Source organism: Oceaniglobus ichthyenteri (genome assembly GCF_003057885.1).
GTDB lineage: Bacteria > Pseudomonadota > Alphaproteobacteria > Rhodobacterales > Rhodobacteraceae > Oceaniglobus > Oceaniglobus ichthyenteri.
On record NZ_QAGK01000004.1, the window covers coordinates 112,387 to 124,551 of the forward strand.

General features: G+C 58.2%; 9 protein-coding genes. 8 read left to right on the top strand and 1 reads right to left on the bottom strand.

The genetic code is table 11. From position 1 onward, the window contains the following. The first annotated feature begins 17 nt into the window (after positions 1-17). The 7 genes from C8265_RS07845 to recN all read left to right on the top strand — a co-directional run bounded on the left by C8265_RS07845 (position 18) and on the right by recN (position 8,735). Positions 18-938, top strand: a complete 921-nt coding sequence (locus tag C8265_RS07845) for a D-alanine--D-alanine ligase (protein ID WP_108483450.1) — start codon at positions 18-20, stop codon at positions 936-938. Beyond that, positions 926-1,795, top strand: coding sequence for a cell division protein FtsQ/DivIB (locus tag C8265_RS07850; RefSeq protein WP_108483451.1), 870 nt, complete (start codon positions 926-928; stop codon positions 1,793-1,795). Before C8265_RS07845 ends, C8265_RS07850 begins: the two co-directional genes overlap by 13 nt. Then, positions 1,796-3,130: a cell division protein FtsA gene (gene ftsA, locus C8265_RS07855; RefSeq protein WP_108483452.1), complete on the top strand. Its 1,335-nt coding sequence runs from the start codon at positions 1,796-1,798 to the stop codon at positions 3,128-3,130. 171 nt (positions 3,131-3,301) lie between these two features. Next, positions 3,302-4,957, top strand: coding sequence for a cell division protein FtsZ (ftsZ, locus tag C8265_RS07860; RefSeq protein ID WP_108483453.1), 1,656 nt, complete (start codon positions 3,302-3,304; stop codon positions 4,955-4,957). 222 nt (positions 4,958-5,179) lie between these two features. Further along, on the top strand, positions 5,180-6,100 hold the full coding sequence (lpxC, locus tag C8265_RS07865; RefSeq protein ID WP_108483454.1) for a UDP-3-O-acyl-N-acetylglucosamine deacetylase: 921 nt from the start codon (positions 5,180-5,182) through the stop codon (positions 6,098-6,100). 102 nt (positions 6,101-6,202) lie between these two features. After that, positions 6,203-7,045, top strand: coding sequence for an outer membrane protein assembly factor BamD (locus C8265_RS07870; protein WP_108483455.1), 843 nt, complete (start codon positions 6,203-6,205; stop codon positions 7,043-7,045). A 40-nt stretch (positions 7,046-7,085) separates the two neighbouring features. Next, entirely contained in the window at positions 7,086-8,735 is a 1,650-nt protein-coding gene (gene recN, locus C8265_RS07875; protein ID WP_108483456.1) for a DNA repair protein RecN, read from the top strand. Positions 8,736-8,809: 74 nt separating this feature from the next. Here the strand turns inward: recN and C8265_RS07880 are convergent, their stop codons facing one another. Continuing rightward, complete coding sequence (locus C8265_RS07880; RefSeq protein ID WP_240611013.1) at positions 8,810-10,027, bottom strand: Hsp70 family protein; 1,218 nt, start codon at positions 10,025-10,027, stop codon at positions 8,810-8,812. Between the two features lie 294 nt (positions 10,028-10,321). On the opposite strand from C8265_RS07880, the gene C8265_RS07885 reads away from it, so the two are divergent. Further along, complete coding sequence (locus C8265_RS07885) at positions 10,322-12,019, top strand: chloride channel protein (protein WP_108483458.1); 1,698 nt, start codon at positions 10,322-10,324, stop codon at positions 12,017-12,019. Positions 12,020-12,165 lie beyond the last annotated feature (146 nt).

The window sequence follows — 12,165 nt, forward strand, 5'->3', positions numbered from 1 at the left end:
CATGTGAGGCAAAATCAGTGGGTGTGTCGAGCAGGACAGATCCCAAAGTTGTGGTATTGATGGGCGGACCCTCGGCAGAGCGCGAGGTGTCATTATCGTCGGGGCATGAATGTGCCGCCGCACTGCGGGATGAAGGATTCAACGTGGTCACCGTGGATGCGGGCCGCGATTTGCCCGCACGTCTGAGTGAACTCAAACCCGATGTCGTGTTCAACGCCCTGCATGGCCGCTGGGGCGAAGACGGCTGTGTGCAGGGGATGTTGGAATGGCTGGGCCTGCCCTATACCCATTCGGGGGTTTTGGCCTCGGCCCTTGCGATGGACAAAGAGCGCAGCAAGGATGCGTTTCGCAAGGCCGGATTGCCGGTGGTGGCGTCGCTTTTGGCGCAGGCCAAACATGTGCGCGCCTCTCATGTGATGGACCCGCCCTATGTTGTGAAACCCTATAACGAGGGGTCATCGGTGGGCGTCTATCTGGTGCACGAGGCCGCGAACGGTCCGCCGCAATTGTCCCCCGATATGCCCGAATGGGTGATGGTGGAGCGGTTTGCGCCGGGGCGGGAATTGACCACCACGGTGATGGGCGACAGGGCCCTGACCGTGACCGATATCATTGTTGATGGCTGGTATGATTACGATGCGAAATACAAACCGGGCGGATCGCGCCATGTCTTGCCCGCCGATGTGCCTGCCGAAATTCACGCCAAATGTCTGGATTATGCCTTGCGCGCCCATGATGCGCTGGGCTGTCGCGGTGTCAGCCGCACCGATTTTCGATGGGATGAAACGCGCGGTGTAGATGGGTTGATCCTGTTGGAAACAAACACCCAACCGGGCATGACCCCCACATCTTTGGCCCCCGAACAGGCTGCGTTTTGCGGCATTTCCTTTGGCAAACTCTGCGCCTGGATGGTTGAGGACGCGTCATGCAACAGATAAGCCCGCGCCGTGATCCCGCGCCCTCGCGGCTGGCCTATCGGATGGAGCGGTTGCTGCTGACACCGGCGTTTCGCCGCCTTCTTTGGGTCGGGGTGCCGGTGTTTTGCGTGTCGTTGGCGGTGGGTCTTTACCTCTCGGATCAGACGCGGCGCGATGCGCTGTCGTTGATGGTGGAAAACGTCAAGGCCAAGGTGCGCGACCGCCCGGAATTTATGGTCAAGCTGATGGCGATCGACGGCGCATCGCCCGGTGTCGCCGAAGATATCCGCGAAGCTCTGCCGGTTGATTTTCCGATGTCTTCCTTTGATCTCGATCTGCCGCAAATGTTGCGCGAGGTCAGCGCGCTGGATGCCGTGGCCAAGGCCGATCTGCGGGTGCGGCCCGGCGGCGTCTTGCAGATTTCCGTTCAGGAACGCACGCCGGTTGCGATTTGGCGCAATGATGAAACGCTCGATCTTCTGGATATCGAAGGCCACCGGGTTGCGCCCTTGGCCAATCGTGCGGCGCGCCCGGATCTGCCCCTGATTGCGGGTGTGGGTGCGCAAAAAGCGGTGGAAGAGGGCGTGGCAATCATGGCTGCGGCCTATCCGCTGGCGACCCGGCTGCGCGGATTGGTGCGGGTGGGTGAGCGGCGTTGGGATGTGGTGCTGGACGATGATCAGCGCATTCTGTTGCCCGAAATTGACCCGGTTCCGGCCTTGGAGCAGGTGTTGGCCCTGGACGAGGCACAAGATTTGTTGGCCCGTGATGTGGTGTCCGTGGATATGCGGAACAAAAACCGCCCCACGGTGCGCCTGGGCGAAAGCGCGGCAGACAGCCTGCGCCTTGTAAGATTGAAAGAACTGGGAGTTGACTAGATGAAAGACCTCTATGAATCCCAGCGTGCGATGCGGTCCATGCGCAAGGCCGCGATGCAACGCGGGGTGATTGCCATTCTTGACGTGGGCACATCAAAAATCGCCTGTCTCGTCTTGCGGTTTGATGGCCCCGAAGGGTTTGATGGCGGCGATGGCGTGGGGTCATTGGCGGGGCAAAGCAGTTTCCGGGTAATCGGCGCGGCAACCACCCGGTCGCGCGGCGTGCGGTTTGGTGAAATCGACGCAATGCAAGAGACCGAGCGCGCCATCAGAACAGCCGTGCAGGCGGCGCAGAAGATGGCGAATGTGCGGGTGGATCATGTGATCGCCTGTCTGGCGGGCGGCGCGCCGCGATCCTATGGATTGGCCGGACAGATCGAGGTTGAGCACACAAACGTTACCGAACAGGATGTGGCACGGGTGATGGCCGCCTGTGATGTGCCCGATTTTGGCGAAGGGCGCGAAGTGTTGCACGCCCAGCCGGTGAATTTCGCGCTGGATCATCGCAGCGGCATGTCAGACCCGCGCGGGCAGATCGGTAATCAACTGGCCTGTGACATGCATCTGCTGACCGTTGATGGCAACGTGATTTCGAACCTGCTCTATTGTATCAAACGCTGTGATCTGGAGTTGGCCGGTCTGGCCTCGTCGGCCTATGTCAGCGGAATATCATCGCTGGTCGAAGATGAACAGGAATTGGGTGCCGCCTGTGTCGATATGGGCGGCGGTGCCACGGGTCTGTCGATATTCATGAAAAAGCACATGATTTATGCCGATACCGTGGCCATGGGCGGCGATCAGGTGACATCGGATATCTCCAAGGGATTGCAGGTGCCGCTGGCCGTGGCCGAACGGTTGAAAACCGTTCATGGCGGCGTTGTTGCCACCGGGATGGACGACCGCGATCTGATCGAAATCGGGGGTGAGACCGGCGATTGGGAACTGGACCGCCGTACCGTTTCGCGCGCCGAACTGATCGGCATCATGCGCCCCCGCGTCGAAGAGATTCTGGAAGAAGTGCGCGCGCGGCTGGATGGGGCCGGGTTTGAGCACCTGCCCAGCCAACAAATCGTGCTGACCGGCGGTGCCTCGCAAATTCCCGGGCTTGATGGGCTGGCCCCGAAAATTCTGGGCCAACAGGTGCGGATCGGGCGGCCCTTGCGGGTGCAGGGATTGCCACAGGCCGCCACGGGTGCGGGATTTGCCAGCGCAGTGGGCCTGTGCCTGTTTGCGGCACACCCCCAGGATGAGTGGTGGGATTTCGAAATGCCCGCCGATCGCTATCCTTCGCGGTCGTTAAAACGGGCGGTGAAATGGTTCAAAGACAATTGGTGATCGCAAGAATGGGCGTAATTGGCAAAATGCCGCTGACTACCCCCAAAAAACGAAGAATTTTTGTGGCAAATTTGTGGTTTTAGGGTGACGCCGCAGGATGGAAACGTTAGAATCAATGAAAACAACGGCAGTAAACCCCGAAAACGGGATCAGAACAGGCGGACAGACCCAATGACACTCAACCTCATGATGCCATCTCAGGAAGAATTGAAGCCGCGGATCACCGTTTTCGGTGTCGGCGGGGCGGGCGGCAATGCCGTTAACAACATGATCGCCAAACAGTTGGACGGGGTCGAATTCGTCGTGGCGAACACCGATGCGCAGGCCCTGCAGCAATCCACCGCACCAGCCAAGGTGCAGATGGGTGTGAAAGTGACCGAAGGTCTGGGTGCCGGTGCGCGTCCGTCCGTCGGGGCCGCCGCCGCCGAAGAAAGCATCGAGGAAATCGTCGATCATCTGGCCGGTGCGCATATGTGTTTCATCACGGCCGGCATGGGCGGGGGCACCGGCACCGGGGCCGCGCCAATCATTGCACAGGCCGCGCGCGAACTGGGTGTTCTGACCGTTGGCGTGGTGACAAAGCCCTTCCAGTTTGAAGGCGCCAAGCGGATGAAGCAGGCCGAAGAAGGGGTTGAGGCGCTTCAGAAAATGGTCGATACGCTGATCATCATTCCAAACCAGAACCTGTTTCGTCTGGCGAATGAAAAAACCACATTTACCGAAGCGTTCAGCATGGCCGACGATGTGCTGTATCAGGGCGTGAAAGGCGTGACCGATCTGATGGTGCGCCCGGGCCTGATCAACCTTGATTTTGCCGACGTGCGCGCCGTGATGGACGAAATGGGCAAAGCAATGATGGGCACCGGCGAAGGTGAGGGCGAAGATCGCGCCATCATGGCCGCCGAAAAGGCCATCGCCAACCCGCTGCTGGATGAAATCAGCCTGCGTGGCGCCAAGGGCGTTTTGATTAATGTAACAGGCGGGCATGACCTGACCCTGTTCGAACTGGACGAAGCCGCCAACCGCATCCGCGAGGAAGTGGACCCCGAAGCGAACATCATCGTCGGTTCAACCCTGGATGAAATGATGGAAGGGCGCATGCGCGTTTCTGTTGTGGCGACTGGAATTGATGCCACCGAAGCGGTGCATGACATTCCCGTGCCGCGCCGCCGCATGGCCGAACCCCTGCGCCAGGCCACATCGATGGAAGAAGCCGCAGCAGCCCCGGCACCCGCCCCCGCTGCGCCGAAACCCGCCCCGGTTCAACAGGTGGCCCGCGTTGCCCCGGTTCAGCCCGAGCCGGTTGAAGATGAAATCGATGATTTCTTTGCCGATATGAATCCGCCCCGGCAGGACGATCAGGATCTGTTCGGTGAACCCATGGAAGTGGTCGAAGACGATGTGCCGCCCCCGGCCTATCGCCCGCAACCCGCCGCGTTTCAGCCGCGCATCGAGCCCGAGCAATCGGCCGAAACCTTTGTTGCACCTCAGGCGCCGCGCCCTGGCACCCCGTCACCCGAAGCGATGGCGCGTTTGCAGGCGGCGGTTCACCGCACACCTGGCCAGCCCGGTCAGCAACGCCCCGGTGCCGCGCCACAACGGGCGGCGCCAGCACCGGCCGCCGCTGCGGATCGTCCACGTTTCGGGATCAATTCGTTGATCAATCGGATGACCGGCCATCAGGATGGCGGCGGCGAACGTGGTGCGGCGCAATCCGCCCCGCGTCGGGAACAGCCGCAAGTCAACCGCATCGCCGAGCCTGAAGACATGTCGCCCGATCAGGAACGGATTGAAATTCCGGCGTTTTTGCGGCGCCAGGCGAACTGACGCCACGTCACAACTTTTCGGGAAAAGGCCAGCAATCGCTGGCCTTTTTTCTTTTCATACAACGGCTTAGGCTTCTATCGCTGATATGTCGGCAGTTTTCTGTAACGTTTGTCTTTCTATGTTTCAGACCGTTACAAAGATTGAATTGTCTAATTCCTGCCCCGTGATTACCTCAATGCAACACCGGGCGTTGCACCGGTGATCAAACAGACGAGGCGGATCATGCAAACGACATTGAAGGCAGCAGTGACCTTTACGGGCCTTGGCCTGCATTCGGGTAAACCGGTGCGCATGACTCTGCGCCCGGCATCGGCCGAATTCGGTATCTGGTTTCAACGTACTGATCTGGGCGCGCGCGATGGATTGATCCCGGCCCATTGGGATGCGGTTGAACCTTCGCAACTGTGTACCCGAATCCGCAATGCCAGCGGCGCAACCGTTTCGACCATTGAACACATCATGGCGGCTGTCGCTGGGTGTGGCATTCAAAACCTGTTGATCGAACTGGATGGGCCAGAAGTGCCCATTCTTGACGGATCTTCCGCGCCTTTCGTCGCCGGCATTTTGGCAAAAGGTCTGCGCCGCCTTGATGCCCCCATTCGCGCCTTGCAGATTCTGGAAACGGTTGAGGTGCGCAACGGCGATGCATTTGCCCGCCTGTCCCCGGCGAAATCGCTTGAGATGGATTTTCACATTTCCTTTCCTGATGCCGCCATAGGGACGCAGGACAAAAGCCTGAACATGGCCAACGGGACATTTGTGCATGAGCTGTGTGACAGTCGCACCTTCTGTCGCCAATCGGATGTTGAGGCGATGCGCGCCAATGGATTGGCCTTGGGCGGAACCTTGGAAAACGCCGTGGTGGTTGATGGGGCCGAGGTTTTGTCGCCCGGTGGATTGCGCCACGCGGACGAGGCAGTGCGCCATAAGATGTTGGATGCATTGGGTGATTTGGCTTTGGCTGGTGCGCCGATCTTGGGCCGCTACACCGGATATCGCGCCGGTCATGCGATGACGAATGCGCTGTTGCGGGCGCTGTTTGCCCGGTCACAGGCGTGTCGCATGGTCACTTGTGACGCGGCAATGATCGCCCGTTTGCCCGGTGCGGGCCTGTCGCGCGATGATGCACCGCACGTCCAATAGAAACTGCGCCAAAAGACGTTTTGCACCGTGTTTTAATATGCTAGACCACCCGTTAAGAGTGCAAGCGCCCGTAACGGATGGGGCGACGTCGGAGGATATGGCATGGGGTTAGACACGGGACGGCATCGGATCATTGCCGCGGCCACATTGGCGATGATGCTGACCGGGTGTGGAGATTTTTTCACCACGCGGGAACAGCCGCTGGAGAGCTTTTCAGCCGAAGATATCTATAAACGCGCAGAATTTGAGCTGGAGACCAAAAAACCGGATGAGGCTGCGCGCTATTTCGGCGAGGTTGAGCGGCTTTATCCCTATTCTGAATGGGCCAAACGCGCGTTGATCATGCAGGCGTTCGCCTATCACCGCGATCGTGACTACGAGGCGTCGCGGTCATCAGCGCAGCGGTTTCTTGACTTTTATCCCGCCGATGAAGATGCCGCTTATGCGCAATATTTGATGGCATTGTCATATTATGATCAGATCGATGATGTGGGCCGTGATCAGGGGCTGACCTTTCAAGCGCTGCAAAGCATGCGCGATGTGATCGAAAAATACCCCGATAGCGAATATGCGCGGTCTTCGATCCTTAAATTCGATCTTGCATTCGATCATTTGGCCGCGAAAGAGATGGAGATTGGCCGCTATTATCTGAAGCGCAAGCATTACAGCGCGTCAATCAACCGCTTTCGGGTTGTGGTAGAGCAATTTCAAACCACCACTCACACGCCCGAAGCATTGCATCGTTTGGTTGAGGGATATTTATCCCTTGGGCTGGAGGATGAGGCACGGACGGCGGGTGCGATTCTGGGCCATAACTTTCAATCGACCGAGTGGTATCAGGATAGTTTCGCCTTGCTCACTGGCCGCGGCTTGACCCTTGAACCTGCAGGGTCGGGGTGGTTGCGCAACGTTTATCGTCAGGTGATACAGGGCGAATGGCTCTAACCGGGATGGTGGGCTAACCCCATCCTACAAAGGCAGGCACATGCTGCGCGGGCTTGATATTCGGGATATGTTGTTGATTGACCGGCTGGAATTGATGTTCCAGCCGGGTCTGAACGTGCTGACAGGTGAAACTGGGGCAGGTAAATCCATTTTGTTGGATTCGCTGGGGTTTGTCCTGGGTTGGCGGGGGCGGGCCGAATTGGTGCGGCAGGGCGCAAAGCAGGGCGAGGTGACCGCCTGGTTTGATCTGTCGCCGCAACATCCAGCGCGCACAATTCTGGAAGAGGCCGGATTCCCGGTTTCGGATGAGCTGATCTTGCGGCGCATAAACACGGCTGATGGGCGAAAAACCGCCTTTGTGAACGACCGCCGCACCAGCGGCGAAGTGCTGCGGGCCCTGTCGGACACTTTGGTTGAACTTCACGGGCAACATGATGATCGTGGATTATTAAATCCGCGCGGGCATATGACCCTACTTGATCAATTTGCGGGTAATGATTTGCCGCTGGCCGCAACGCGCGCGGCTTGGCGAAACTGGTCAGCCGCGCGAAAGGAGTTGGCCGAAGCACAGGCCGCCATAGATGCCGCGCGCGCCGAGGAAGAGTATCTGCGTCACGCGGTTGAAGAGTTGGACGCCCTGTCACCCGCCCCTGGAGAAGAGGCCACATTGGATGCCGAGCGGCGTCGGATGCAAGGTGCCGAGAAGATCCGTGAGGGCATCCTGAACGCAGTCCGTGCCATCGGTGCCGATGGCGCAGAAGGGCAGATGACCGATGCTGCGCGATGGCTCGATGCGGCGGCGGGGCAGGCCGACGGTCTTTTGGATGAACCGCTCGAGGCGTTGACCCGCGCCTTGCATGAATTGGCCGAAGCCGAGCAGGGCGTGTTGGTTTGTCTGGATGCGTTGGATTTCGATCCTCACGCATTGGAATTGACCGAAGAGCGGTTGTTCGCGATCCGTGGTTTGGCCCGTAAACATGGCATTCTCGCCGATGAGCTTTCGGCATTTGCCGATGGGTTGCGGGCGCGTCTGACTGCGCTTGACGCGGGCGAGGCGGATCTGTCGCGCCTGACAAAGAAGGTACAGCAGGCCGAGGCCGAATATGAAACCGCAGCCAAAAGTTTGACCGATTTGCGTGTCGCTGCCGCAGCGCGCCTGGACGCGGCAATGTCAGCAGAGCTTGCGCCGCTAAAAATGGAACGGGCGGTTTTTGTCACACGCATTACTCCTGTCAGTCCCGGTGCCGATGGCAGCGACGCTGTCGATTTTACAGTTGCCACCAACCCCGGCGCGCCTTCAGGGCCACTGGGAAAGATCGCATCAGGCGGCGAACTTTCGCGTTTTTTATTAGCGCTGAAGGTTTGTCTCACCCGAAGTGATACCGGACTATCGTTAATTTTTGATGAAATTGATCGCGGTGTGGGGGGCGCGACAGCAGATGCAGTTGGGCGTCGATTGTCGGCATTGGCCCAGGGACAGCAGGTTTTGGTGGTAACCCATTCGCCCCAAGTTGCGGCTTTGGGACAGCATCATTGGCGTGTGGAAAAGTCAGTCTTGAACGATGTGACCACATCGAATGTGATCCCGTTGAACGCGGCACAGCGTGTGGATGAGATCGCGCGGATGCTGTCGGGTGATATCGTAACAGACGAAGCACGCGGCGCAGCGGCGAAATTGTTGACTGGGTAATATTGTTCGATTTGTGTAATTTTGACGCAGAATACCTTGGATACAATCCTGGTAATTGTTCGATAACTGAAAGTCTAAAATGCCTTGGCCGAAGCAATTGCCAGCCCGTCAACAACGCCGGTGAATGGATCAGAGCGTTTTTGGATCGCCTTTGGAAACAAATCTGACATTGATTGGGTGATACCGCCCAAAAGGCTCGATCCACCCACAAAAACGATCTGCTCCACATCAGCCACGTCCACCTTGCCAAGGGTGCAGGTGTCCTGCGCGGCGGTGCGTATGTCTGACGTCAGATCTCGCAACGTGAGGTTCAAATCCTCTTGTGAAACAGGAATCGAAAGTTGGGGTTCGATCACGCCCAAGTCGATGGTTCCTTCGCTGTCGTTGGCGGCGATCTTACCGCGCTCAACCGCAAACGCGATATCGTGACCCGTTTCCATCTCCAGCACATCTTGCAGTCGTTGGAATGGTGAGGAATCGACCGCCTGGCGTGCCATCGCCGCCACATCGCGCCTGGTTTTCGCGGCGTACAGAAACGGGATTTTTTCCCAAGTCGCCAGATCTTGCCACAGTCCCACCGGGGCGGGCAGAACGCCATCGCCAAATGCGTTGCGCAACATGCCGCCCGCGCCCAATAAGGGCATCACATGATTAAGGCTGAGCGACTTGTCGAAATTGGTTCCACCAATGCGAACACCGTGGCTGGCCAAAATCTGCGCGCCGCGAAACAAGGTAAAATCCGACGTCCCGCCACCGATATCCACGATCAATCCCAACGCGCCGTCCGTTGCCCCATTTGCCAGGGCGGCTGCCTCTGGCTCAAACAGGAAGGCGACATCGGTAAATCCCGCACGAAGATAACATTCCCGCAAATCTGTCAATGCCTGCGCATCTTTGGCTGCATTTCCACTATGAAAATGAACCGGCCGGCCAGACAAGGCGTGGGTGAATTCGGTCTGACAGGCCCGTTCTGCGGCGGATTTCATCTGAGCAAGAAATCGGGCAATAATATCAATGAAATCAAGCGTTTCATTGATGATTTTCCGCCGCTCGCGCATCAAAGACGTGCCCAGAACCGATTTTAACGCCCGCATGAAACGTCCTTCGGCGCCATCAATCAACGCGTGATTGGCGGCCGTGCCGAACAACGTGCGCCGGGTATCAAAATCAAAGAACACCGATGTCGGCATGGTGCTTTTGCCCGATTCAATTTCAATAAGCTGTGGACGCCCGTGAACCAAAACACCGCAAGCGGAATTGGACGTACCGAAATCAATGCCCAAAGTGTTCATAGTAGCCCCCATCGAAAGCCGACGTGGCTATCTGATCGGAGGTGTGGCGGCAAGGCGCATTTATGATTGCAGATCGGCCAACGAACCGACTGTACACACAGGGGTGATCTACTTGGATTAAAGATGGCAGGAGATATGACGCTTTCAGCCACTGGATCTATCCCGTAACAAGGTCGGTAAATCGCAACGTACCGGGGATCAACGGATCAGGGCTGTACGGCGAATGTTCAAGGCAGGTTAATCGGGGGCCTTTGTGAGGAAGATCCGCGCCACGAAAGAGAAACGGGATTGGGCATGACCAGGCCGCCAAAACCGTCGGCTTGGTCACCCGGTGGGCAGCTGACCCTGACCTCGGCCGCGCTGGGGCGCGGTTGGAAGGTTTTGCGGCGGCAGGGCCCCGGGCAGATTCAATTCTGGTTCATTGCCTTGATGGTCGGCATTGCGGCTGGATTTGCGGCACTTTTGTTTCGCAAGGGTATCACGTGGCTGCAATCAACGGTGTACGGCACAGACGATGTTTTGCTGATCCATACATTCGCCCGCGGGCTGGAGTGGTATTGGATCCTGATCATTCCGATTATTGGCGGGCTGATCGTGGGGGTCATTTTGGATCGGTTCACCGATGATGGCCGTGTGCGTGCCGTTGCCGATGTGATCGAGGGGGCGGCGCTGTATGACGGGCGGGTGGAAAAGCGCGCGGGATTGGCCAGTGCTGTCGCATCGTTGGTAACCCTGTCAACCGGTGGATCGACGGGGCGCGAAGGGCCCGTTGTGCATCTGGCGGCGGTTATATCCAGTTGGACGAGCAATTTCATCAAAGCGGATGGTATAACCGGGCGCAACCTGTTGGGCTGTGCGGTGGCGGCGGCGGTTTCGGCCAGTTTCAACGCCCCGATCGCCGGTGCGCTTTTCGCGCTTGAGGTGGTGCTGCGCCATTTCGCCGTCAATGCCTTTGCGCCCATTGTCATCGCATCGGCGGCGGGAACGGTCATCAACAGGCTAGCCTTTGGCGATGTAACGGAATTTTCGCTGGGAACCGATGGTATTTTGGCGTTTTACGTCGAATTGCCGGCATTTCTGATCCTTGGTCTTGTTTGTGGCTTGGTTGCCGTCGTGTTCATGCGCGCGATTTTCTGGGCCGACAAACTGTCGTCAGAAATTCAGGCCAAAATCAAACTGCACCGCGCGCTACGCCCGATGTTTGCTGGGGCGGTTTTGGGGGCAATCGCAATTGTCTTTCCCCATATCATCGGCGTTGGCTATGAAACGACCTCGCTCGCGTTGACCGGCAATCTTTTGCTGCACGAGGCGATTGTATTTGCCGTGATCAAAACCGTTGCCGTTGCGGTTACCATGGGGGGGCGTATGGGCGGGGGGGTATTTTCTCCTTCTTTGATGGTGGGGGCGCTGACCGGCCTTGCCTTTGGTTTGATCGCAACCTCGATTTTCCCTGACAACAGCGGGTCTGAAACCTTGTACGCCCTTGCGGGGATGGGGGCCGTTGCGGCAGCGGTTCTGGGTGCGCCAATCTCGACAACGCTGATTGTTTTTGAGCTGACAGGTGACTGGCAAACCGGTTTGGCCGTCATGGTTGCGGTGTCCTTGTCGACGGCGTTGGCGTCGCGCCTGGTTGATCGCTCGTTTTTCCTGACCCAGCTTGAGCGGCGAAATATTGCCGTATCGCGCGGGCCGCAGGCCTATCTTTTGGGGATGTTCCGGGTTGCCAATGTAATGCGCAGGCCCGAAGATGCGGGTGCCGCGCCCGATGACGCGATTTGGGCCGCCATCGAAGCAGGCCATATGGTGGAGGCGAATGCGACGTTGAAAACCGCACTGCCGTTGTTTGATAAAACCTCACGTCCTTTCCTGCCGGTGGTGCGAACGGGTGCCGCCGGGGAAGCGCCCGAGATTTTGGGAGCCCTTTTTCATGTCGATGCCTTGCGTGCCTATAACCGGGCCCTGGCCGCAACAGCGGCCGAGGAGCATTCGTAAAACCAATCTTGATCTGTTCATGATGCGTTCTGAATCTTTACAAATTCTTACCACCAACCAAGAAATCCATCCCCCAGCACAATCAGCCGCGATGGAGGGGGGCCGATTGGGATTACAAGACTCGACAGTCGTCTGGTTTCGGCCAA